At 45.2% G+C, this 25,390-nt stretch carries 20 protein-coding genes; 14 read left to right on the top strand and 6 right to left on the bottom strand.

Translation table 11 applies throughout. From position 1 onward, the window contains the following. Positions 1 to 80: 80 nt before the first annotated feature. Entirely contained in the window at positions 81 to 824 is a 744-nt protein-coding gene (locus L1D55_RS14525) for a sporulation protein (protein ID WP_004738449.1), read from the bottom strand. A 181-nt stretch (positions 825 to 1,005) separates the two neighbouring features. Here L1D55_RS14525 and hutC point away from each other — a divergent pair, with 181 nt between their 5' ends. The 6 genes from hutC (at position 1,006) to L1D55_RS14495 (ending at position 8,325) form a co-directional block, all read left to right on the top strand. Continuing rightward, complete coding sequence (hutC, locus tag L1D55_RS14520; protein WP_239917923.1) at positions 1,006 to 1,719, top strand: histidine utilization repressor; 714 nt, start codon at positions 1,006 to 1,008, stop codon at positions 1,717 to 1,719. A 113-nt stretch (positions 1,720 to 1,832) separates the two neighbouring features. Then, entirely contained in the window at positions 1,833 to 3,077 is a 1,245-nt protein-coding gene (hutI, locus tag L1D55_RS14515; protein WP_239917922.1) for an imidazolonepropionase, read from the top strand. Then, complete coding sequence (gene hutG / locus L1D55_RS14510) at positions 3,064 to 4,089, top strand: formimidoylglutamase (RefSeq protein ID WP_239917921.1); 1,026 nt, start codon at positions 3,064 to 3,066, stop codon at positions 4,087 to 4,089. The genes hutI and hutG overlap by 14 nt, the downstream gene beginning before the upstream one ends. Positions 4,090 to 4,149: 60 nt before the next feature. Continuing rightward, positions 4,150 to 5,844 (top strand): urocanate hydratase, encoded by a 1,695-nt coding sequence (hutU, locus tag L1D55_RS14505; protein ID WP_128160195.1) that lies wholly within the window; start codon positions 4,150 to 4,152, stop codon positions 5,842 to 5,844. A 14-nt stretch (positions 5,845 to 5,858) separates the two neighbouring features. Continuing rightward, on the top strand, positions 5,859 to 7,391 hold the full coding sequence (gene hutH / locus L1D55_RS14500; RefSeq protein ID WP_239917920.1) for a histidine ammonia-lyase: 1,533 nt from the start codon (positions 5,859 to 5,861) through the stop codon (positions 7,389 to 7,391). Positions 7,392 to 7,599: 208 nt separating this feature from the next. Further along, positions 7,600 to 8,325 carry a DUF3581 domain-containing protein gene (locus L1D55_RS14495; protein ID WP_239917919.1) on the top strand — a complete coding sequence of 242 codons (726 nt, stop codon included), beginning with the start codon at positions 7,600 to 7,602 and terminating at the stop codon, positions 8,323 to 8,325. Between the two features lie 127 nt (positions 8,326 to 8,452). Here the strand turns inward: L1D55_RS14495 and L1D55_RS14490 are convergent, their stop codons facing one another. The 3 genes from L1D55_RS14490 to L1D55_RS14480 all read right to left on the bottom strand — a co-directional run bounded on the left by L1D55_RS14490 (position 8,453) and on the right by L1D55_RS14480 (position 13,818). Next, on the bottom strand, positions 8,453 to 10,108 hold the full coding sequence (locus L1D55_RS14490; RefSeq protein WP_239917918.1) for a trypsin-like serine protease: 1,656 nt from the start codon (positions 10,106 to 10,108) through the stop codon (positions 8,453 to 8,455). A 145-nt stretch (positions 10,109 to 10,253) separates the two neighbouring features. Next, on the bottom strand, positions 10,254 to 10,715 hold the full coding sequence (locus L1D55_RS14485; protein ID WP_239917917.1) for an isoprenylcysteine carboxylmethyltransferase family protein: 462 nt from the start codon (positions 10,713 to 10,715) through the stop codon (positions 10,254 to 10,256). 67 nt (positions 10,716 to 10,782) lie between these two features. Continuing rightward, positions 10,783 to 13,818 carry an FAD-binding and (Fe-S)-binding domain-containing protein gene (locus L1D55_RS14480; protein ID WP_239917916.1) on the bottom strand — a complete coding sequence of 1,012 codons (3,036 nt, stop codon included), beginning with the start codon at positions 13,816 to 13,818 and terminating at the stop codon, positions 10,783 to 10,785. A 222-nt stretch (positions 13,819 to 14,040) separates the two neighbouring features. On the opposite strand from L1D55_RS14480, the gene L1D55_RS14475 reads away from it, so the two are divergent. From L1D55_RS14475 to L1D55_RS14445, 7 genes are all read left to right on the top strand, one after another. Further along, positions 14,041 to 14,724: a DUF3334 family protein gene (locus tag L1D55_RS14475; RefSeq protein WP_128160185.1), complete on the top strand. Its 684-nt coding sequence runs from the start codon at positions 14,041 to 14,043 to the stop codon at positions 14,722 to 14,724. Positions 14,725 to 14,932: 208 nt separating this feature from the next. Further along, positions 14,933 to 15,622: a DUF2786 domain-containing protein gene (locus L1D55_RS14470; protein WP_239917915.1), complete on the top strand. Its 690-nt coding sequence runs from the start codon at positions 14,933 to 14,935 to the stop codon at positions 15,620 to 15,622. Between the two features lie 116 nt (positions 15,623 to 15,738). Continuing rightward, on the top strand, positions 15,739 to 16,404 hold the full coding sequence (locus tag L1D55_RS14465; RefSeq protein ID WP_061032747.1) for an OmpA family protein: 666 nt from the start codon (positions 15,739 to 15,741) through the stop codon (positions 16,402 to 16,404). A gap of 154 nt (positions 16,405 to 16,558) precedes the next feature. Next, a complete protein-coding gene (locus tag L1D55_RS14460; protein ID WP_239917914.1) occupies positions 16,559 to 17,632 on the top strand; it encodes a J domain-containing protein in 1,074 nt (357 codons plus the stop codon). Between the two features lie 165 nt (positions 17,633 to 17,797). Continuing rightward, complete coding sequence (locus L1D55_RS14455) at positions 17,798 to 17,986, top strand: hypothetical protein (RefSeq protein WP_004738475.1); 189 nt, start codon at positions 17,798 to 17,800, stop codon at positions 17,984 to 17,986. A gap of 377 nt (positions 17,987 to 18,363) precedes the next feature. Continuing rightward, the gene (locus L1D55_RS14450) at positions 18,364 to 18,771 is read left to right on the top strand and encodes a SulA-like leucine-rich domain-containing protein (RefSeq protein ID WP_239917913.1); all 408 of its coding nucleotides are present in this window, start codon (positions 18,364 to 18,366) and stop codon (positions 18,769 to 18,771) included. Between the two features lie 237 nt (positions 18,772 to 19,008). Next, complete coding sequence (locus L1D55_RS14445) at positions 19,009 to 20,112, top strand: phosphoribosylaminoimidazolesuccinocarboxamide synthase (RefSeq protein ID WP_102425879.1); 1,104 nt, start codon at positions 19,009 to 19,011, stop codon at positions 20,110 to 20,112. A 110-nt stretch (positions 20,113 to 20,222) separates the two neighbouring features. Here the strand turns inward: L1D55_RS14445 and L1D55_RS14440 are convergent, their stop codons facing one another. Continuing rightward, complete coding sequence (locus L1D55_RS14440) at positions 20,223 to 20,600, bottom strand: hypothetical protein (protein WP_004738481.1); 378 nt, start codon at positions 20,598 to 20,600, stop codon at positions 20,223 to 20,225. 203 nt (positions 20,601 to 20,803) lie between these two features. Beyond that, on the bottom strand, positions 20,804 to 23,200 hold the full coding sequence (locus L1D55_RS14435) for a helicase-related protein (RefSeq protein ID WP_239917912.1): 2,397 nt from the start codon (positions 23,198 to 23,200) through the stop codon (positions 20,804 to 20,806). Between the two features lie 184 nt (positions 23,201 to 23,384). Between L1D55_RS14435 and L1D55_RS14430 the strand changes: the two genes are divergently transcribed. Next, entirely contained in the window at positions 23,385 to 25,073 is a 1,689-nt protein-coding gene (locus tag L1D55_RS14430) for an NAD-dependent malic enzyme (RefSeq protein ID WP_239917911.1), read from the top strand. The last annotated feature ends 317 nt before the right edge of the window (positions 25,074 to 25,390 follow it).

Here is a 25,390-nt window from a genome sequence, read left to right as displayed (position 1 = left end):
AAAAGCCGAACAGTTAAGTTCGGCTTTGAAATCGTATTGTCTCTATTACATAGAGAGAGCTACGACTAACAGAGAGGCAACTACGCACTCATGATTCTTGAAACTGCGTTGCGGATGTCCGAGTCGGCTGCGTTTGCTGGTAGGCTGAACGAGATATATTGGTCACCACGGAAGCTTAGTGAGCGGTCAATTTCTGCCAAGCAGTGAACCATAGAACCATCTACGATGAATGACAGCTCGATTTCTTTGTTATTCATGAAGCCGCCGCTGCGAAATTCAATCTCTTGGTAACAACCCGAACGTGAAGCGAAGGTGTTCCCTTTCAAGTAGCCCTTCTCTACGTCTGCTTTCACCATTGCCATACCCGACGCTTCAACACCTTGAATGATTTTCGCGACTGTTGGTAATGGGTGAACAGAGATGAAATCACGGTCTTTAGGGTCAATCGCGAAGCCGATATCTAGGTTGGTTTCTACCCAAACATGGCACTGGTTCATTTTTGCATTCAATGCCGTTACTGGCGTTTCATCATTCAGCTTAAGACGGAATGGCACCAACTTAGTTTCGCCGGGTTGAATCACAAACGGCTCTACAGCTTGAATGCGGCCAAGTGAAAAGGTTTCGTAGCTGGTGCTATCTTCTGTTTCCACTTTAACTTCTGTGTTGAGAACCAAGTTAATCATGTCGATTTGTTGCTCAACATCGCCACCAATGATGTGAACGTTACCAGACAACTCGCCACCTTGGAAAACGTCAATATTATCTAAGACGGTATCGACCTTAGCTGCACCTATGCCTAGCGAGGCCTTTAATTTCTTAAACATATTCTTTCCCTTTCTAATCATCTGATTTACGAATAGTTGTTGCGTGACAATTTGCGACACTTGCCCCACAGAATCAAGACATTTGCGCTATCTATGTTGAACAAACTCACATCCTCTGAGGAAATGTTGAAATCGTGAAAAAATCCGTTACTCTATTTGTATAGTCAAATAAGGTTTCATTATGTCAAAAGCGCCGCTCTACCTGCAAATAAAACAGTTCATAGACGATAAGATCAGCAATGGTCATTGGCCGGTTGGCTATCAAATCACCACCGAACTCGAACTCACAGAACAGTTCAACGTGAGCAGAATGACGGTGAATAAAGCCATTCGAGATCTTGTATCTGAAGGTAAGCTCATTCGAAAACCAAGGCTAGGCACATTTGTCTGTGAGCCAGAAGAAAAAGCACAATCTCCCCTACTTGATATCAACAACATCGCACAAGAGATCAAAGACCGTGGCCAAACTTACACAAGCCAAGTGATCAAGCACGATAGCATCAAGGCTGATGAAAGCACCGCTACACGGTTAGGTGTGATGATCAATGCGGAAGTCTTCTATAGTGAAATCATCCACTTTGCCGATAACACACCGATACAACTAGAAGCTCGCTGGGTAAACTCGCAAGCAGCTCCCCAATACTTAGAGCAAGACTTTTCAACCTCAACACCGAATGAATACCTTTCCAAAAGTTGCCCGCTGAGTGCGATTGAGCACACAGTCGAAGCCATCATTCCAGACTCCAATATCCGTCATGCACTAAAGCTAACGGAATCAGAACCTTGCTTGCTTCTTAATAGAAGAACATGGAGCAAGGAGCGCCTTATTAGCTTTGCATTACTCTACCACCCAGGCTCTAAGTACAAATTAAGCTCTAAGATAGTTTTAGATTAAAGAATATCATCCTGATCGCCGATCACATTTTTGCAACATCAACTTGATTCGGGTCAGTATTTAGCCTATTTATTTGTATATACATTTATTGTTTGGCAAAGATCTAGGTGATTATGAATTTGATCCTCAAAAATGCGCGAGTGGTCTCGATGAGCTCGGGAGCCGACGGTTATCAACCTTCTTCCCCGCAAGATATCGTTATCGAAAACGGTAAGATCGTATCCCTGTCTCACTCAAGCGATGGGTCACTTCATTGTGAAACTGCGAGTACTAGCCGCTCTGTTGATCACATCATCTACGACTGCAAAAACAAGCTCGTTACCCCAGGGCTGATTGATTGCCACACACATCTGGTGTTTGCAGGTAATCGTGCCAATGAATTTGAACAACGCTTAAATGGTGTCTCTTACACTGACATCGCAAAACAAGGCGGTGGTATTTTAGCAACAGTAAAGGCGACACGATCCGCACAAGAAGCCGAACTGGTTGAGATGGCGCTGCCTAGATTAGACGGCCTGCTAAGAAGTGGTGTCACCAGCATTGAAGTAAAATCTGGCTACGGCTTAACACTTGATGACGAACTTAAGATGTTACGTGCTGCTAAAGCCTTAGAAAACCACCGTCGTATTAAGGTCACCACCACACTACTCGCAGCACACGCTGTACCACCAGAATATAAAGAACAATCCGATCGTTACGTTGATCTGGTATGCCAAGAGATCATCCCCAAGGCTGCTGTACAAGGGTTAGCCGACGCAGTCGACGTATTCTGTGAATCGATCGGCTTCAACCTAGAACAAACCGAGCGTGTATTTGCCGCAGCTAAAGAGCATGGGCTAGCGATCAAAGGCCACACAGAACAGCTTTCTAATATGGGCGGCAGTGCGCTAGCGGCTAAATACGGTGCTCTCTCTGTTGATCACGTTGAGTACTTAGATGAAGCGGGGGTAAAAGCGCTGGCGGAATCAGGTACCGTCGCCACCTTATTACCGGGCGCTTTCTACTTCTTGAAAGAGACTCAACAGCCACCTATTGCCCTACTTCGTGAGCACAACATCCCGATGGCAATCGCGACCGACTTAAATCCCGGCACATCTCCTTTTGCGGATTTAACGCTGATGATGAACATGAGCTGTACCCTATTTGGCACAACCCCAGAAGAGGCATTACGTGGGGTGACTTGTCATGCAGCTGCCGCCATTGGCGAGTTGCAAAACAGAGGAAAAATTGAAGTAGGTTACGCCGCTGATTTGGCTATTTGGAATATCGATCATCCTGCCGACTTAAGCTATCAAGTTGGCGTACCTCATCTGCATAAACGCATTGTTAATGGCGAGGTATGTCATGACTCAATCTAAATCCAACAGCATTAACACAGTATCCACTACTCACAACTTTGTATGGACGGGACGCAATGATCTTGAAGATGGTGAGCTCGGTACTCGACTTCATCACATTACCAAGCAAGTGCAAAGTACTGATTTAAATGACGGACTTAATGATAAAACTGTTGCGTTGGCTGGCTTTGCTAGCGATGCCGGTGTTGCAAGAAATAAAGGACGTGTTGGCGCAAAACAAGCACCTAATTTGATTCGCCAAGCATTAGCTAATATGGCTTGGCACAATGATGCACGCATTGCTGATCTTGGCGATATCGAATGTAACGATGATCAACTAGAAGTCAGCCAAAAGCAGTGCGCTACTGTGATTGCCAATGCGCTATCCACCAGCAAAGTGATTACCCTCGGTGGCGGGCACGAAGTGGCTTGGGCGTCTTTCCAAGGTCTCGCTAAGCATCTTCACAGAACTCAACCAGAGCACAAACCTAAGGTAGGCATCATTAACTTTGATGCTCATTTTGATCTTCGTGAATTTGAAAGCGACGTCGCTGACGTCAAGCCAAGCTCAGGCACACCCTTTAATCAGATTAGCGAATACTGCCACGCACATCAGTGGCCATTTCAATACGCTTGCCTAGGCGTAAGTGCTGCCAGCAATACCAAAGCGCTTTTCAACAAAGCCGACCAACTTGGTGTGTGGTACGAACATGACCGCGATATCACCCAAGTAAACCAAATTGCTCAACTGGTTAAGTTGCAAAAATTCATCGCTGATTGTGATTACCTCTATCTCACAATTGATCTCGATGTCTTTCCTGCAGCGACTGCACCGGGTGTCAGTGCCCCAGCGGCAAGAGGCGTTAGCTATGAAGCGCTCGCGCCGTTCCTAGAACAGATTTTTAAACATAGTGAGAAACTCATTATCGCGGACATTGCGGAATATAACCCAGACTACGACGTCGATGGCCAAACGGCTCGATTAGCGGCTCGTTTGTGTTGGGATATTGCCAGTGCAATGGCCAGTGAATAAGCCAGCTATATAGATAAATACAACTACAACGATATAACGTGAAACAGAAGGAATTTCAAAATGACGGAACACCACAACAGTGACCCTCGTCTCGACACGAATCGCGAAATTCGCGCACCTCATGGCACCACTTTGCGCGCAAAATCTTGGTTAACAGAAGCACCACTACGTATGCTGATGAACAACCTAGATCCTGATGTAGCAGAACACCCACATGCACTGGTTGTGTATGGTGGTATTGGTCGTGCAGCACGTGATTGGAAATGTTACGACAAGATTGTTGAAGTATTAGAGCGTTTAGAAGACGACCAAACACTGCTTGTTCAATCGGGTAAACCTGTAGGCGTGTTCCCGACCCATAAAAACGCACCTCGCGTGTTAATCGCTAACTCGAACCTTGTTCCACACTGGGCAAACTGGGAACACTTCAACGAGCTCGATAAAGAAGGCTTAATGATGTACGGCCAAATGACCGCAGGTAGCTGGATCTACATCGGTTCACAAGGCATTGTTCAAGGTACTTACGAAACCTTTGTCGCTATCGCGAAGAAACACTTCCAAGGCGAAGCAAAAGGTAAATGGGTACTTACAGGTGGCCTTGGCGGCATGGGTGGTGCTCAACCTCTTGCAGCAACCATGGCTGGCTTCTCAATGATTGCGGTTGAATGCGATGAATCACGAATCGATTACCGTCTGCGTACTGGCTATGTCGACAAGAAAGCCACCAGCTTAGATGAAGCGATGGCTATCATTAAAGAGTCTGACACTCCTATTTCTGTTGGCTTATTAGGTAACGCTGCGGATGTATTCCCTGAGTTAGTAGAGCGCAACATCACGCCAGATGTCGTCACAGACCAAACCTCTGCTCACGATCCTCTGAATGGCTACTTGCCTCAAGGTTGGACGATGGAGAAAGCAGCACAAGAGCGCACCATTGATGAAGCGAAAGTCGTTAAGGCAGCTAAGCAGTCAATGGCGATTCAAGTTCAAGCGATGCTAGACCTACAATACCGCGGCGCTGCGACAGTGGATTACGGCAACAACATTCGCCAAATGGCACTGGAAGAAGGCGTAGAAAACGCATTTGATTTCCCGGGTTTCGTTCCTGCATATATACGACCTTTATTTTGTGAGGGCGTAGGTCCCTTCCGTTGGGCTGCACTGTCTGGTGACCCAGAAGATATCTACAAAACAGACCAAAAAGTAAAAGAGCTGATTCCAGACAACCCTCACCTGCATAACTGGCTGGATATGGCTCGTGAACGCATTCAGTTCCAAGGTCTACCTGCTCGTATCTGCTGGGTAGGTTTGAAAGATCGTGAACGTTTAGGTCAAGCCTTCAATGAAATGGTGAAAAATGGCGAGCTGAAAGCACCAGTCGTTATCGGTCGTGACCACTTAGATTCAGGTTCGGTTGCAAGCCCGAACCGTGAAACAGAAGGTATGATGGATGGTTCAGATGCCGTATCAGATTGGCCTCTATTAAATGCACTGCTAAACACTGCAGGCGGCGCAACTTGGGTTTCTTTACACCATGGTGGCGGCGTTGGCATGGGCTTCTCGCAACACTCAGGTATGGTGATTTGTTGTGACGGCAGTGAAGATGCATCACAGCGTATTGCTCGCGTACTTCACAATGATCCAGCAACAGGCGTTATGCGTCATGCAGATGCGGGTTACGACATTGCTAAGCAGTGTGCGAAAGAACAGAAACTTGATTTACCTATGCTAAACGAAGAACTTCGTCGCCTTTAATGTCTGGAGAGAACATGTTGAATTTATTACTTAAACCAGGACATCTAGGTCTATCTGAACTGCGTAAAATCAGCCGCAGTCCGGTGAATTTGTCGCTCGACCCTGCAGCAGTTCCAGATATTGAAGCGAGCATGCAAGTTGTAGAGCAAGTGATCGCTGAAGACCGCACTGTCTATGGCATCAACACGGGCTTTGGCTTACTGGCGAACACCAAGATCGCCCCAGAGGATCTCGAAGTTCTACAGAAAAGTATCGTACTTTCTCACGCAGCAGGCATTGGCAAGTTCATGTCTGACGAAACCGTGCGCTTGATGATGGTACTCAAGATTAACAGCTTGTCTCGTGGCTACTCAGGTATCCGACTCAAGGTGATCAATGCCCTTATCGATCTAGTGAACGCGCAGGTCTACCCTTGTGTGCCACAAAAAGGCTCAGTGGGTGCCTCTGGCGACCTTGCTCCCCTTGCCCACATGAGTACCGTTCTACTTGGTGAAGGCCAAGCTCGTCACAACGGTAAAATCATTACTGGTTTAGAAGCGATGAAAATCGCGGGACTAGAGCCAATCACACTCGCTCCAAAAGAAGGTTTAGCGCTACTCAACGGTACGCAAGCATCCACCGCATTTGCCTTAGAAGGCCTATTCGCAGCAGAAGACTTGTTCGCGTCTGCGACGGTATGTGGTGCTATGTCTGTTGAAGCTGCGCTAGGTAGCCGCCGCCCATTTGACCCTCGTATTCACCGCGTTCGTGGTCACCGTGGGCAAATGGACGCTGCGCTAGCTTACCGACATCTGCTCGACCAGAAGAGTGAAATTGGTGAATCGCACACGTGTTGTGAAAAAGTTCAAGACCCTTACTCACTGCGTTGTCAGCCTCAAGTGATGGGCGCGTGTCTGCAGCAGATCCGTAACTCAGCAGAAATACTAATGGTTGAAGCGAACTCCGTATCGGACAACCCACTAGTATTTGCGGACGATGGTGACATCATTTCGGGTGGTAACTTCCACGCAGAACCCGTTGCTATGGCCGCAGATAACCTAGCCTTAGCTATCGCTGAAATTGGAAGTTTGTCAGAGCGTCGCATGGCACTGCTGATTGATAGCGCACTCAGCAAACTTCCACCGTTCTTAGTCGACAATGGCGGCGTTAACTCCGGCTTTATGATTGCTCAGGTTACCTCAGCAGCATTAGCAAGCGAGAACAAAACACTGGCTCATCCAGCTTCTGTAGACAGCTTGCCAACGTCCGCTAACCAAGAAGACCATGTTTCTATGGCAACCTTTGCAGGTCGTCGTCTTCGTGACATGGCAGAGAACACTCGTGGAATCTTAGCGGTTGAGTATCTAGCAGCAGCACAAGGATTGGATTTTAGAGCGCCAAATCTCTCTTCACCTCGAGTAGAAGAAGCGAAACAGATCCTGCGTGAGAAAGTCAGCTTCTACGACAAAGACCGCTACTTCGCACCGGATATCGAGCAAGCCAACTTATTGCTCAAATTGTCTGTGCACAACCACTTAATGCCTGAAGGTATTTTGTGTAGCTTCTAAGTCGTGAAATAACATGTCATATAAACAAGGGCTATCGATTAGCCCTTGTTGCATTGAGCCAGTCACCATATCCCCTGTAAAACTGCCGCATACCATCCAACGTATTTATCTAATTGACTGATATATAAGCGAAGTTAACTGGATAGACCATTAGATCGAAGTTAGTTAGCTATAATCCATCCCAGATTTGATGACTAATAGCGATACTATGTTTCTGACACCTTACTTTTCTACTGAAGACAATCAATTTCAATTCACTCGTGAACAAGCAAGCCACTTTGCTAAAAAAGTAGCTGGCGATTTCAACCCAATTCACGATGAAGACAACAAACGCTTCTGTGTTCCTGGCGATCTTTTATTTGCGGTTCTTCTGCAAAAAGAAGGCATCAGCCAAAAAATGCGTTTTGATTTTTCAGGTATGGTTGGCAACGGTATTGCGTTAAGCGTTGATAACAAGTGTGAAAAAGAGAGCTCACTTATCGATGCAAATGGTAAAGAGTACCTACACATGTCTTGTGAAGGTGAAAAGAGCCACGATCAAGCATTCATCGAGCACGTAGTAACAAACTACGTTAAGTTCTCTGGTATGAACTTCCCTCACATCATGGTTCCTCTAATGGAAGAGCAACAAATGATGATCAACTGCCAGCGTCCTCTTGTGATTTACGAGAGCATGGAAGTTGAGTTTTCTCGCCTAGACCTTTCTCACCCAGAAGTTGAATTCTCTAGTGCGACTTTTGACGTTGAAGGTAAGCGTGGCATCGTGACACTGAACTTCGATTTCAAAGAAGATGGCGAAGTTGTCGGTAAAGGCGTGAAGCGCATGGTAGCAAGTGGCCTTAAGCCATACGACCAAGCTTCAGTCGACGACCTAGTAAACCGCTTCAACGAACGTAAAGAGATGTTTCTAGCTCAGTTCGCAGCGGCAGCTTAATCAGCATCCTTATTTACACCACGTGATGTAAATAACTCTAGAACAAGATCAATAAAGCCCAGCTTGATACCCTCAAGCTGGGCTTTTTTCATTCTAAACAATAGATATTGGCTTAAGGCACAGTTATTTACTGAGTCCCTATCCTCTTCAATGACGAAAGTGACTTACGCATCATCGCGCCACCCAACAGCATCGCCAACCAATACCAACCCATTGAACCACCTATCTTTTTGATGGTTGGATCCTCCACCAAACTTAACTCTCTAATCTCATTACTATAAGCAAAGTTCTTAATGGTCACTCTGTCATGCCCTGCAGACCCAACCTCATCTTTGCTGTACGCAATCATGAAGCTGTTGTCTTTAGCTCTCGCCATTGGCAGTTCAACAGTCCCAGATAATTGCCCCGCAAACGCGCCTACTTCAAAGCCGTTAATGTAGATCTCCATATAGTCATGCTTTTCTTCAGAAAATACGGAGAGCTCCAAAGACACGGTACCAGCGGGGATACCATCAACAATGAATGCGGTGGACTGGCTATTACCAATATCCGGTGAAGCGATCGTATTCCCTTCAACATCCCAAGCTTCTGTGCTGTAGACAGCATTCTTAGGTATCGTGACGAGTGAATTCACCGTATCAGAAACCTCATTCGCGCCAATAGCATATGCTTTTGATGTCACTACACCCGCTAGTGAGTCGGTTGACAACTTGATACCAAAATCATGGTTACCCACTGAGTCTATGTTGTAGCTTACAACCACATCACAGCCTTCATTCGGTGATAACGTCGCACAATTATTGCTCTGTATAATCGCACTGCCATTGTAGGTTATAGGATCGTTTGTACCGACAGCCAAAGATACGTTGGTTACGCTAATCTCTTGATCAGATTTGTTCGTAAATTCAAATTTGTGTTCAATTGGACCCAAAAGTCGAGCGCCTAGCATCGCTTTAGTTTGGTAACTAAAGCCTGCCGTCTTCTTACCAATCCACTCGGCAAAGTGGCTAATATTGGTGTAAACACCGTATGCCTTTGGCTGAGCGCAACCTTCTCCCCAACTCACAAGACCTAGCTGCTCGTAGTGACCATTGGTGGATAACATGATTGGGCCACCGCTATCCCCGCTACATGAATCGCGGCCGCCTTCTCTGTAACCGGCACAAAAAGCATCAGCGCCAATATCTGAATATCCATCTCCTTGACCAAGGTTACAATCTCTCTGACTAACTAACGGAACATTCACTTGATGCAACTGGCTCGTGGATGAGTATTGCTCTTCTGATGAATTCTGGTCACCCCAACCTATGACGGTTAACATCTGACCTGCATTTAAGTTATCACGGACATAACCATCGACAAGACTGACGGTAGGTTCCGAAGGTTTGTCGCTAAGCTCAATAATGGCGATGTCATTACTCGCAGGCTCTTGAGTATAACTTTCATGAGCATAAATTTGCTCAACAGAATAGCGGTGCTGATCTACGTCGGGCGAAGAAAGATCAGAGACACCAATGACAACCTCAAAATCTTGGTTGCTGCTTGCTTCGATACAGTGCGCTGCTGTGAGTACATATCGCTCACCAATGAAACTTGCACCGCAGAACTGTCCTTCGTAGGAATCCATATTTTTTGAAACAAGCGCGACCATAAATGGCCAGCTACCTTTTGCTGCTTCGTTACCGTTGATAATTTGAGGAGAAATATCTGCCAACACTGGCATTGAAGAAAGGCCAACCGCATAAATACTTAATGGCAGCCATTTTGTCTGGATAACTTTCATTACCTAACCGTTCATTTGTTTTAATAATGACGGGCAGGTTATTTGATAAAAAATAAATATAAACGGTAAGCACATMAAAATATGGCTTACCTTGAAAACGTAACGGATATTAGTGGTTGGCTAACTCATCACCGCCACAAATTAATCAGACCCAACGCCTAACCTTTTGTTTGTAATCAACATATTCGGCACCGAATAATTGCTCTAGTACTCGTTCCTCTGGTTTGATTTGGAACTGATTCATGTAGATAACAAAAGCAAAACTCAGCAAGATGCTGAAAATATTCTGGAAGAAATAACCAAAGCAGAACAGTAAAATGAAAAGGCCCAGATACATTGGGTTTCGCGTGTATCCAAAAATCCCGCTATCAACGACGGTAGAAGCAGTTTCGACTTTAATTGGATTAACGGTGGTTTTCTGTTTTCGGAACTCCCAAACACCAGCTAATCCAATAACGCCACTCAATGCGATTCCAACACAGAGAACAATCAGCTTAAACGGCATTCCTATCGCGCCTGCACTCAACTGTTGCGCACTGAAATAAGAGGCGACTAAAACCAATATAAACAGAGCAACTGGTGGGACTTTCAACTCAAGAAATTTCATAACTTTCCTTATTAACAATTCCATTGTTAGTTTAGAAAAAAGCCCAGCAATTGCTGGGCTAAATAGTTTAAAGAATTTGTGCGAGTGCCTGTAATGGGTGGGCGAGCTTCTCACCTTCAAAACGCTTCACTTGGCTACGGCAAGAGTATCCTGTTGCTAAACAGCGCTCTTTCGGTAAGTCTTGAATCCTTGGCTTCCAACTTAAGCCGTAGATGTCTTTCGACATTTGTAACTTATCGACTTCATGTCCGAACGTTCCCGCCATGCCACAACAGCCAACAGGTACGCTAGTAAGTGCTGCTCCGAAATGTTGGAAGATAGCACCCCACTCTTTTTCAGCATTTGGCATCTTGGTTTTCTCGGTACAGTGAGAGAACAAATACCACATCTCTTCACTTGCAGAGCGCGCTTCATAGTCACCGAGCGATGGCAATAACCACTCATGAACAGTGAGCACATCAAAGTCACCACGCTTATCCGCTAAGATCTCGACATACTCATCGCGATAGCAAAGTACCAAAGCTGGATCCACACCTACTAGCGGAATACCTATATCTGCAACCATCGACAAGAAATCAGAAGTGGATTTCGCCTCGCGGGCAAAACGACTTAAGAAGCCCTTGATATGCAAAGCTTTACCATTTGGTTTAAACGGCAGTAGCACAGGTGTTTTGCCAAGCTTTTGAGCCAGAGTGACAAAGTCTTCAACCACTTCCGCATCATAAAAACTAGTGAACGGATCTTGGACGATCAATACATGCTGCTTCTTCTCTTCAGAAGAGAGCCCTTCTAGATATTGAATATCGAAGAGTTGTAGCTCTTTGCTCGCCAGACGATTTTTCAGCGTAGGTACCGACATTAGCGGCGCATCAACATAACCGACCGTTTTCGCTGTAGCAGATTGAACCCACTTTTGACCCAATGCCGCATTGATAACTTTCGGCGCTTTCGCCATGAGTGGCAGCATGGTTTCAATGTTAGCCACCAAGTAGTCTTTGGCAGGGCGTTGGTAGCGTGAGTAATAGATGTTTAAGAATCGTGAGCGGAAGCTTGGCACATCAACTTTAATCGGACACTGGCTTGCACACGCTTTGCATGCAAGACAACCATTCATCGCTTCATGTACTTCGTGCGAGAAATCGTACTCATGGCGTTTGTTCATGGTATTGCGAACTCGCTCAACCATGGTTTTGACCGGAGTATCATCTTTTAGTGCTTCTTGCTCTAAATCGAGAATATCCACGCCCTGCTCAGTCAACTGACGCAACCACTCTCTGACTAAACCAGCACGACCTTTTGGTGAATGGCGACGATCAGCAGTGACTTTCATTGATGGACACATTGGCGAGCTGGTGTCGTAGTTAAAGCACAAGCCGTTGCCGTTACACTCCATCGCTTGCTTAAAGCTGTCACGCACTTGAACGTCGATCTGGCGGTCATAGAAACCGCGCTTGGTGTCGGTCACTTTCACCAACTCAGCATCACTTTCTAAAGGTGTACAGATCTTGCCTGGGTTCATCTTATTATGTGGATCGAATGCCGCTTTAACACGTCGAAGCTCGGTAAACAGTTCTTCACCGAAGAAGTCAGGACCGTACTCAGAGCGGAAGCCTTTACCGTGCTCACCCCACATTAAGCCGCCATATTTCGCCACCAGCTTAACCACTTCGTCAGAGACTTCGTGCATCAAGGCTTCTTGCATTGGGTCACATAGGTCAAGAGCCGGGCGAACGTGTAGAACACCCGCATCAACGTGACCGAACATGCCGTAATTCAGCTCTTTCGAATCAAGTAACACTCTAAATTCAGCGATGAAATCAGCCAAGTTTTCAGGTGGTACACAAGTATCTTCAGCAAAAGCGACTGGCTTGGCACGGCCTTTCGCCGCACCTAATAGGCCTACCGCTTTTTTACGCATGTTGTAGATTCGGCCAATGCTCGCCAAATCACTGCATACTTGAAAGCCAATCACGCCTGCTTCTTCGCTCTCAACCATAGTTTCAAGTTTGGCTGTCAGCGCTTGAACTTGCTGTTCAACTTCCGATTCATCTTGGCCCGCAAACTCAACCATGTTGATGCCAAGCATCTCTTTGTTAGGAACGTCCGTCAGCAGGTCGCTCACGGTATGCCAAACAATGTCTTGCTTCGCTAAGTTCAATACTCGTGAATCGACCGTCTCTACCGAGAGAGCCTTCGCTTCAACCATGAACGGTGCATTACGCAGCGCAGAATCAAACGTGTTGTATTTCACGTTAACCAGAGTTCGCGCTTTCGGGATTGGGGTTAGATTTAGCTTTGCTTCAGTAATGAATGCTAAAGAACCTTCTGCGCCACATAACACGCGAGTAAGGTCAAAGCTGTCATCGTCATCATTGATAGCATTCTTAAGGTCGTAGCCCGTCAAGAAGCGGTTCAATAGTGGGAATTTATCGAGGATTTGAGTGCGTTTTTCTCGACACACCGCTTCGGTAACCGCAAGCGCATGATGAGCGAACTCACCCTCTTCCGGTAAGCCATGTGATAAATCAGACTCTAAACAAGAACCATCGGCGAATACCGCTTGCAAAGACAACACGTGGTCAGACGTTTTACCGTACTTCAATGACCCTTGACCTGATGCATCCGTGTTGATCATGCCACCAAGTGTCGCTCGGTTACTAGTTGAAAGGTCGGGAGAGAAAAAGTAACCATAAGGGCGCACCGCGTCGTTCAATTGGTCTTTAACGATACCCGACTGAACTCGTACCCAGCCTTCCTTCTCATTAATCTCAAGAACCTGATTCATGTAGCGTGATAAATCAACCACAACCCCTTTCGTTAAGGATTGGCCATTGGTTCCGGTACCGCCACCACGAGGAGAAAAAGTTACGCGTTCATAAGCAGATTTAGAACCTACTTTACCGATAAGAACAACGTCGTGTGTTGTTTTGGGAAGAATGACAGCCTGGGGCAGTTGCTGATAGACACTGTTATCAGTCGCGACCGCCAAACGGCTAGAATATTGAGATTCAATGTCGCCAGTAAAGCCCGCTGTTTTTAGTTCATCTAAAAAGCGTACAACAACTGGATCGACATCAGCATTGAGTTGAAGTCTTGGTAACATTTGCTTCCTGCCCCTACTTCGCTGATCCTATCAGCATTGGGTTATCTGAGATTTTTAATAATTTTCTTTGAATTTCGTCACTTTACTACTATTAAGATCATATAAAAAGGTGATCAAATCAGAATCTCAGTGCAAGAATGGAGAAATAGTCACTTTCGTCTTAATTCAGTAACAATATATTGAATAACATTTTGTTTAAGACATCTCCACGAGCACATCACAATGAAAAAAAATAAAACAGTCACCACTGAAGACATTCTTCTTAAGCTTTGCCAATCAGTCTCGAGCGTACTTACTTCAGCGACGGCTTCTCAGGTGTCCTATTCCGCTATGGTGCAGAAGATCAACAAGACAAGCCTAAAGCCAGATTTCGGTTGTTTTGTTCTTTTTGACGGCGGTTTTTCCGGCCTTGTTGTTATCAATTTTACGTCGAAAGCCGCATTAGAGATCTACACCAATTACATGCGTAACATGGGCATGCCTGAAAATGAATTAGCAGTGCTGCATACATCTGATGAGGTAGGTGATGTTCTAGGTGAGCTAATGAACCAGCTAGTTGGTGATTTCACTAATAAGATCCGCAAAGAGCTGCAAACCAACATCACGCAAAACCAACCGAAAATGCTGGCACTGAACAAACAAGTAAACCTGTCTGTTGATACCAATCTTGATCGCCCACAGGCTCGTCGTGTGACCTTCTCAACTGAAAACAACAACATCTTCTACCTTGAGCTGGCTATGGACAAAACAGAGTTCATCCAACTAGAAGAATTTGAGATTGCAGAAGACGAGTGCCCAGACAGCATTCTTGAAGCAACTCAGAAAAAGATGCAGGAAGGCAATAAGCCAGCACAAAGCTCAGGCAACGATTCAGCAGCCGATCTGCTTGATGAACTGGGTATCTAGTTTACGAATGCTCTAGTCATTCTAAAAACTTTGTCACGAACGCCATCTATCCTATTGATGGCGTTTTTGTTTAAGCCCCAAAGTCCGTTTTGCTTAATTAATTGTTACCAACCCAACTCGCCCGCAGAGTGAGTTTTGCTTTCTGTTACCCGCCAAAACATGTAAAATGTCGGACTTTTCAAAATTTGCGGTAATGATTAAGTAGTCGATGGATAAGAAAAAAGCCCTAAAGAAAATAGCTAAGTGTCTTGAGCTTGGTAATTCTGCTAACGTCAACGAAGCTGCCAATGCAATCAAAATGGCGCATAACTTGATGCTGAAATATGGTCTTGAGAAAGACGATATTGAATTTATCAAGATGGGCAAGACTCAATCCACACACCTGTTACCCACAAATATCAGCTCAACACTGCTTCGTGTTATCCGTGGTATTAATACTAAGTTCGGCGTAGAAGCTGTACTGCTCAACCACAAAGGCCTTAAACGCGTAGAGTTCATCGGTGAAGCCGATCGTGCCATCTTTGCAGCCTTTGCTTTCGATATCATCTACCGTGAACTCAATGAGCATACAGGCCAGTTCCGTAACAGCTTTGCGGGGTCTGGTACGGGTACATTAGAAGTAACCCGTCGCGTAAATTCATTTGTATCAGGTTGGGTTGAAGGCGCACTTGAGAAGCTACCAACGATCACACCAGACGAAGAGTCGAACAACAAGATCAATAACTACATCGATAAAGAATTCAAAAATATCGACCGCGAAACCTTCAAACAACAGCTTAAAGAAGCGATGAAAAATCTCACTGCTGATTACGAGGTTGGTTTGAAGAAAGGTCGTAAATTGTCTGTTAATCGACCAGTTGCCGGTGCACAGGCACCTAAAAAGATATCTAAATCATAGAGCGTCTTTACATTGCTTCAGCGTATTGATAAAAACCATCAATAGGACCTATAGGACTATATGTTTGTCATTCGTAATCCATACGTTTGACAGAAGTACATGATGGAGAAAATACGTTGAAAAAAATCACACTAGCCCTAGCGCTTACTGTCGCACTTACGGGTTGTCAGGCAACTCAACGCCAAAACGCTACTACTGGCGAATCTGAGACTAACTCTGCAACTCAAGGCGCTCTAATTGGTGCAATCGCTGGTGCCGTTGCTGGTGCTGCTACCGGTGACTCTAAAGACCGTGGTAAACGTGCTCTTATTGGTGCTGCCGGTGGTGCTGCTGTTGGCGGTGGTATTGGTTACTACTTTGACCGACAAGAAGCTGCACTTCGTGAAGAGTTGATGAACTCTGGTGTTCAGGTAGAACGTGTTGGCGAAAACCAACTTCTACTTCGCCTTGAAAACGGCATCGGTTTCGATTCTGGTTCTTACGCGCTTGAATCAAGCATCCACAATACACTTCGTGGCGTTGCTCGTATCCTAGTTGAATACCCAGACACTAGCCTAGTGATCGAAGGTCACACTGACAGCACTGGCAGTGAGTCGACTAACCAAATCCTTTCTGAGCGCCGCGCTGAATCTGTTCGTGCATTCTTGATCTCTCAAGATGTAGCTGCAGGTCGTGCCATTGCTCGTGGTAACGGTGAGCGTTACCCTCTATGTGACAACAACACGTCTCAAGGCCGTGCTTGTAACCGTCGCGTAGAGATTCAAATCTTGCCACTTAAGTAGCACGATTAAAGCCCAGTCTCCTTTATCTATTGAAATAACCGCTATATAGTGGCTTGTCAGTCGTATGGCTTATTTAAAGCAGTACGACTTTATTGTTCACTACATAGCGTCTTGATACTGATATCGGCACTGGGCTTTTTACGAGACTTATCTTTTGCTTATCCTATCCAACTTTCGATCACCATCGCCCCTGAGACCTCTGCTTCTGACCCTTGTTTTATTGCTTTCCTCCCTCGCCCACGCGGCAAATAAAAGTGAAGAAGGTAACGCAGCAGATTCATCACCTAAAGATTCAGCATCACAATACCAATTAGCACAAGCGTATGAATTAGGAGTTGGTGTCCCTCAGAACATCGATGATGCATTCTATTGGTATTCACAATCCGCAGAAAACGGCAATGCGAATGCACAGTTTAGATTGGCTGAACTTTACTTAGCAGGAACGGATGGAAAACCCGACAACAAATTGGCTTTGGAATGGTTTATCAAAGCCGCATTGCAAGGGAACAAGCGAGCGACAGTAGAAATCGCCAAGCTTTACGAATCTTCCCCAGAACAAGCGCTACTCAGCCCGCTAGACGCGGCACAACTTTGGTATGAAGCAGCATTACCAGACAACCCAGACGCAGAAGATGGCTACAACCGTGTTCTTGAAGCACAGTTCAATCAACAACGTGCAAAACAGATCTCTTCAATCGAGCAGCTCGACGAGGGTATCGGCTCTGAAGTAGAAAACAGTCAGAGATTGTCTCAGCAAATACAATCTAACCAAGTGCAGTCTAACCTATCCAGTTCTAACCTAAGTGGCTCTGACTATATGATTGGTACGGCATTGGCGTTACTGATTGTTATCGTGAGTATCGGCGCGACTCTAGTGATCTCGCGAAAAAGAGAGATTCTGAAATCCAGTGACTTGGGAACGCAGAAGCAGGAGCTCGAAACTCAACTGAGCGAGAAGAACCGCACCATTAAGCAGCAAAAGCGTCAACTGCAGACCATGTTCAACGAATTAAAGAAACAAAAAGGCCAAAAAAGTTCGAACAGTTTACAGCTAGCCTGTGCGCTATTTGGCTACACGCCGAGCTCTATTCCTAACCAGAAAAGCATTAAGGTGAGATATAAACAACTATCAAAAATTTATCACCCTGATGGTCAAGGATGTGATGAAGAAATGAAACGTTTGAACAGCGCGCTAAAAACCATCTTACAAAGTGTTACGAAATCGTAAACAATTACACACCTTTATCTTTCCATCTCACAGAGATATCGATTTTATTGGTGTTGCAATCGATCACCTTCTCAAAAACGAGTAACAAACTATTAACCAATAGGTCTCTGTTGTGTCATAATTTGCGCCGAAAATACACCTGACTTAAACAGGTGAGGAGAGAATATGTTCACAATAGAAGGCGTTTGTGATTGGTGCAAAAAGCCAAGCCTAGTAAAAAAGCACGACTACCTAGATGGTAAGTGCCATCATGCATGTAAAGACTGCAATGATATCGCGACCATGGATGTTCGCCAGTTCAATATTGGTGAGATGGAAATGAGAGCAAAACTCTCCCAAGCAACACTGAGATAAGTTACACCGTTGAAATATAAGAAAGCGCCTTAGGCGCTTTTTTTGTGCCCAGCGTTTATCTTCTTATCTTCTTATCTTCTTATCTTCTTATCTTCTTATCTTCTTATCTTCTTATCTTCTTATCTTCTATACAGGTGTATACAGTGGTTTTGACAGAAAACTACTGTATACACCTGTATAAAGCTCACATTTTTTCCATTTCTGAGACAAAATAGCAAAATCATTCAAATTTAATTTATCTAATAATTTCAATGCCTTAATTGCAAAAATCTAATTTCAACATAAGAAATCGTCCAATAATCCCGCAAAAAACGCTTGATCTTATAAGCAACAAAAACTACTGTATACACATACAGCATGTATATAAGGGCAGCAAAATGATTCAAGCACACGTTAAAGCACAACACTCTAGCCCGCTAATTCACGGCGCATTTGCATCAGCTTCTCGCTCAGCTCATCATTCATCTGATGAAGCGTTATTTGCAAAAATGGCGTTGCTGTCCAATCAACATCAATGGCTACTATTTACGGCGCAAACACCAAGACCATCCGCTAAGCAACTGCAGAAACATAACGTATGCTGCGACCGCGTTATTCATATGAAAGCTTCTCACCAAATGACCGAAGCTGAAACAGTAGAGAAAGCGATCCGCTCTAAGAATGCGAGTGCGATCGTTGCTAGCGCATCGATTGATCAATTTAGCCAACAGTACTTAAGAACATTAGGTTTGCGTTTCCAGTGTGAGGTTTTCTTCATGGATGCCAACTCAGAGCGCATTCACTAAGCAACATCGCTCAACTAGATAGCCCAGTAATATAGTCCAAATATACTGCCTTCCCCTGCCCTACGATTCGCCTTAAATTTGGTGGATAGTTAGGCAGGGGTTTTTATTTGATCAGCAGATTTAGCAAACGTTTGCTTTTTCTCTGGAAGCAAACGTTAGATTGGGTATAATGCCCGTCTAATCATGTGCACATTGCACTTCTCTGTATGACGTTTGATAAAAGATAGGAATGTCTAAATGAGCCTCGCTGATCAAGTTCTTGCCGTAAATGATGACCTCCCAATCCGCACTGATAAACCTGTCCACAGTGGCAAGGTTCGTTCGGTTTACTGGTTAACTGAAGAAGATAGCCAACGACTAATTAAAGAGAAAGGCTACGACGTAGCACCTGATGCTCCTTTAGCTATCATGGTGATCAGTGACCGTATCTCTGCGTTTGATTGTATCTGGCGTGGTGAAGGCAACCTGAAAGGTGTTCCTGGTAAAGGCGCAGCGCTTAATGCTATCTCTAACCATTGGTTCAAGCTTTTTAAAGACAACGGTCTTGCTGACAGCCACATTCTTGATATCCCTCACCCATTCGTATGGATTGTACAAAAAGCTCGCCCAGTAATGATTGAAGCGATTTGTCGCCAATACATCACAGGTTCTATGTGGCGTGCGTACGCAAATGGTGAGCGTGAATTCTGTGGTATCGAAATGCCAGAAGGTCTAGAGAAAGATAAAAAACTACCAGAGCTTCTTATCACTCCTTCAACTAAAGGTATTCTGAAAGGCATTCCTGGTGTACCAGAAGCGGACGATGTAAACATCACGCGTCAGAACATCCAAGATAACTTTGCAGCATTTAACTTCTCACAAGAGAGCGATATCGCGCACTATGAGAAGCTATTGAAAGAAGGCTTTAACGTCATCAGTGACGCTTTAGAGAAAGTCGATCAAACCTTCGTGGATACCAAGTTTGAGTTTGGCTACGTGAACGATGCACAAGGTAACGAGAAGCTTATCTACATGGACGAAGTGGGCACACCTGACTCATCTCGTATCTGGGATACAGAGCAATACAACAATGGCAACATCGTTGAAAACTCAAAAGAAGGCTTCCGTCAGTTCCTACTTAACTACTTCCCTGACGCTGATATTCTACTGAACAAAGAGCGTATGCCAGAGCGTGAAGCGCTAGCGCGTGACAATGAATTGCCATTGGATGCACTGATGTCTCTTTCTCGCACTTACCTTGATATCGCAGCAAAGATTACCGGCGCTGAGATTGTACTGAGCGAAAACCCTAAACAAGAGATCATCGACGTATTGCGTGCTGACTACGGGCTGATCGACTAATCATCTTGTCGATTTAAACACCGTCACAATACAAAAAGGGCCTCAATATTGAGGCCCTTTTTACATATAATTTCAGTCTTGTTTGAGCATTGCTCTCACTGGTACAAGGCTTACAGTCGAATAGTAAATTCTTCTCCAGTATTACCTGCAATCACTAAATGACTACGCGATTCGATGTATTCGATCTGCTCTTCTTCAAGAGAATATGGCATCACTACTTTAAGCTCATTGATGCCTTCTAATTTGGCAAGCTTAAGCAAAGTAACGATGTTCGATTCATCACTTTTACGTGTAGACATCGATTTTAGTGCCATTTGCCATAAGCGATCTTCTGGGCTTGCTAGCTCTTTGATGCTGTCTCGCCAAACGGTACTGAACACTGGAGCGATAGTGGTAAGTGCTTCCAAAAAAGTCCATTTTTTACTGCACGAGGCGCCAAGAAAAGTTGTGTAATCAAACTCTACACGCGTCTCTTTCTGATTATCCATGATGTCCCCCGACACTTTGGCAACACAATATACTCAATATCTATCAACTCTTTCTTTATAGCAATAGGATATAGAAGAATGGTCTTTTATGACCTTTTGATTGGTTAAAATGGCATATAAAAATCAAATTTGTAACATAATCACCACTGAAAAATCATATATGCGCCTATTTGATTAATATTTTGAAGATAAAACTTATCTATCTATTTTATATCAATAATTCGGCTCGCCTTTTTGTACTGAATACGCCAGCCAGACCAAGTCGGTAACTCCCATCGTTTCGGCGGCGATTTTCTACTACCCGACTGATAATGAACGTAAACCAGCTTTCTTCCGACAAGGTACTCAACCTCCAAGTTCAAGTCAGCAAGAGTGAGTGAGAACGGGTACTTTTCAGCGAACTCTGTGTATAGCCAACTAGGGATACCTTCAAAAGGAATGTCCGAGGCATCAAACATTTCAAGCTCAGTGACATCAGTAACTCCTAGCACTTCAAGCTGCTCAATAAACCACGATTCAAAACTCAGTTGCTCGATATCGGAGGTAAACTTGGTTTGCTCATCCAGCCCAAGTTTGACGTACAGCTGCCAATGCTTGATCTCTCGAGTGCGAGCCTCAGCAAAACCAGGAAGCTGAGTACCAGTTACCACCAGATCCACGATAGGCTTTAAGGACAACTTACCTTCTGCTGCAACCAGTTTTGTCGTGATTGTGCGACCTGCGTACACCAAATCCATCTCGGTAAACACACCATCATCATTGACCACGGTTTCGCCCTGTTGCCATTCGCCAAGTTCCGCTTCGACCATCAGCTCAAGCGCAATTGGTGCTGTGGTCGTTGCGAGAGTCAATGTCTGCTTAACTCCTTGCCCGGGAAGGCTGTGTGTATCAAACACCAACATAGCCTGCGCATTATCAGGAAAGCGATTTTGTCGACCAAGTACTACCTCTAGTGACCCGTTAGCAAACGCCTCTCTTCTTTTTAAACGACGCACAAACACCAACTCAGGATGCAGCTTAATAATGGTTTCAAGTAGGGCTGTTCGTTGATAGCGAGAGGCAACTTCCAACTGAGGAAGCTCAAACACTTCACGCATTTGCTCGGCAAGCCCTTGTGCTTCCGCCAAAGCTTGTTGATCGATTTCTAGATGTGGGTAATCACGACCACGCACAATCTGTATCAACAAGGTTAAATCACAGCCCTCTTTTTCTTGCTGAGCGAGCGCTTCCAAATGTTCAGGATTATTGGGTAACTGATATAAACGAGCGGGCACAGACAATGCAGCCGTGAGATCGACCATCGCCTCTTTCAACGCTTTGGTTTTAATGCGGGTAACAATGTCGGCATACAAAGCATCTATCGGTAGTGGGTAAAGCTTTTTTCCGTGCTCGGTAACTTGATGATCGTCGTCAATCGCTTCCATCGTCAGCAAAGTGTGTGTTGCGCTGTGTAGCGATTTTTCTGGAATCGGATCAAGGAAAGACAAACTCTCCAAAGTGAAACCACTGCATGCCGCCGCCAACATCGGCTCAGTCAGCTCTTCTCGCTGCAATTCAGGTGGCGTGACTAACTCTAATGCTGCATGTTCGCCATACAAACGAACGCAAACACCGTCCATTACCCTGCCCGCACGGCCTGCTCGTTGCTTGGCACTCGCGCGCGATATGGATTTCAGCATCAACGTAGTTCTGCCATTACGCTGAACCGTTCTTCTTTCCAATCCAGAATCGATTACCACACCAATATCGGGAATGGTTAGCGAGGTTTCAGCAACGTTAGTCGCGAGAATGACCTTACGCAAGCCTCTGCTATCGTTTCCATCGCCATCGTCCTTAGCCACATTGCGACCAGATAGCGCGAGATCTCGCTCCTTGTTACTCACCGAGGCATGCAATTTAACAACTTGCAGATCCGGATGTTCTGCCAACGCTTGCTCACACTGCACAATCTCTTTCTTGCCTGGAAGGAAAATCAAGATATCGCCGTGCGATGCAATAAGTTGGTGATTCACTTCTTCAGCGATGCGTTGCTCTAGATGTCGACTACCCGGCAAAGCCCTAGATTCATTTGCTCTGTGCTCGATATCAACCTGATAAGTTCGCCCCTCACAACTGATCCTGTTCGCTTCTAGGTAGTCAGCGAGACGCTCCCCTTCGATGGTTGCCGATGTGATGATCAAACGATGGCTCGCCTTCTGCTTGAGGATCGCCACCAGCAAGTCGATGTCCCAACGCCTTTCGTGAAACTCATCCACCACAATCACATCAAAGCCGGCTAGCCCATCTTCCGCTAGCCAACGTAAGGCAATACCGGGTGTGACAAACACTACATCAGTCTGCTCGTTGTATTGCGCTTCAAGCTTGATGGCGTAACCCACTTTGCTGCCCAGCGTCTCACCCGATTCTTTCGCTAGAAACTTAGCTAACGATGTACAAGCGATTCTTCTTGGCTCAACCACCAGCACACGCCCATGTTGAGATGCCCAAATTGGCAAGCGCGTTGATTTGCCCGAACCGGTTTCAGCTTCTACAACAAGGTGAGAATCGGCGATCTGTTGATGGAAAGTACTTTGATAGCTATCGATGGGAAGTTGAGACATAAAAAGAGAGAGCCGCGAAAAAATGTGAGCAAAGTATAACGAATTATGACGTTAGAATTCGATAACTGTGGGATAGGAGAAAGAATATCATTTTGTTTGCCAAGATCGGGGAGAAAGTATTTACAATTGAATAACTAAACCGTTATCATTTTTCAGTTACCCTTTCTCCCATATTAGGCATCCAATGAACAACGATAAACGCCCTCTATATATCCCTTATGCTGGTCCTGCTCTACTAAGTACACCCCTTCTAAACAAAGGCAGCGCATTCACTGCTGAAGAGCGTAGCTCTTTTAACCTTGAAGGTTTGTTGCCGGAAACAACGGAAACAATCCAAGAGCAAGTTGGACGTGCATATAAACAATATTGTAACTTCGAAAGTGATATGGATAAGCATATCTACCTTCGTAACATCCAAGACACTAATGAAACGCTTTTTTATCGTTTAGTTCAAAACCACATCTCTGAAATGATGCCTATCATTTACACGCCAACAGTTGGCGCAGCATGTGAGAACTTCTCAAATATCTACCGTCGTGGTCGTGGTCTGTTTATCTCTTACCCGAACCGCGATCGTATCGATGATCTACTGAATAATGCGACAAACCACAATGTTAAAGTTATCGTGGTTACGGACGGTGAGCGCATTCTTGGTTTGGGAGACCAAGGTATCGGTGGCATGGGTATTCCAATCGGTAAACTAGCACTGTACACAGCGTGTGGCGGCATCAGCCCAGCTTACATGCTACCAATCGTACTTGATGTTGGTACAAACAACCCTCAACGTCTTGCTGACCCAATGTACATGGGCTGGCGTCACCCTCGTATCACAGGTGCTGATTACGATGCATTCGTTGAAGAGTTCATCCAAGCCGTTCAACGTCGTTGGCCTGATGCGCTAGTTCAGTTCGAAGATTTCGCGCAGAAGAACGCAATGCCTCTACTTGAGCGTTACAAAGATCGTATCTGTTGTTTCAACGATGATATCCAAGGTACAGCAGCGGTAACGGTTGGTTCTCTACTAGCAGCTTGTAAAGCAGCAGGTAGCAAACTGTCTGAACAACGTGTGACCTTCCTAGGTGCAGGTTCAGCTGGTTGTGGTATCGCAGAAGCGATCATTGCTCAGATGGTGTCTGAAGGTATCAGCGACGAGCAAGCGCGTTCTCAAGTTTACATGGTTGACCGTTGGGGCCTACTACAGGAAGGCATGCAGAACCTGCTTGATTTCCAACAACGCCTAGTTCAAACAAACGCGAACACGAAAGACTGGGAAAGCGACGGTACAGGTTTCTCTCTACTGGACGTTGTTCGTCACGCTAAACCAACAGTATTGGTTGGTGTATCTGGTGCACCGGGTCTATTCAGTAAAGAAGTGATCAAAGAGATGAACCTTCACTGCGAACGCCCTATCGTGTTCCCACTATCGAACCCAACAAGCCGTGTTGAAGCAACACCAAACGACATCATTCGTTGGACCGATGGCCAAGCACTAGTAGCAACAGGTAGCCCATTTGAGCCAGTGGTTCACAACGGCACAACTTACCCAATCGCTCAGTGTAACAACAGCTACATCTTCCCAGGTATTGGCCTTGGTGTGTTGGCTGTGAACGCTTCACGCATCACTGACGAAATGCTAATGGAATCGAGCCGTGCGCTTGCAACGTGTTCTCCACTAGCAATCAATGGTTCTGGTGCTCTACTTCCGCCATTGGAAGAGATCCACACAGTATCTAAGAAGATTGCTTTTGCTGTTGGTAAGAAAGCGATCGAACAAGGTGTTGCACTAGAGATCACTGAAGAAGCACTACAACAAGCGATTGACCAGCACTTCTGGCAGCCGGTTTACCGTCGCTACAAGCGTACTGCATTCTAATAGAGCGTACTTGTTCTCAAATACCACTCTTACAAGAGCCCCTGCMATKGCAGGGGCTTTTTTTTGGTTCATCGCGGATTAGCGGGAACTAAAAACAAAAACGGTAGTAAGTGATATGGTTTAGTCGCCAAACAAAAATCATACACAAACTACCGTTTTCATGCCGAATCATACTTTCCTATCTTCATTCTGGGAAGGCTTTAAAATAGTAAAGTCTCACCAGACAGCATCACTTATTACACTGACTCTTAAACCACTGACTCTTAAACCTAACTCTGAGGCTAAATGCCTTTGCGGTCTTGAAGCCGAGGCTATCC

Source organism: Vibrio sp. Isolate22 (assembly GCF_022398115.1).
In the GTDB taxonomy this organism is placed as follows: Bacteria; Pseudomonadota; Gammaproteobacteria; order Enterobacterales; family Vibrionaceae; genus Vibrio.
The sequence above is the reverse complement of the archived record's forward strand: the minus strand, read 5'-3'. Positions and strand labels throughout refer to the sequence as shown.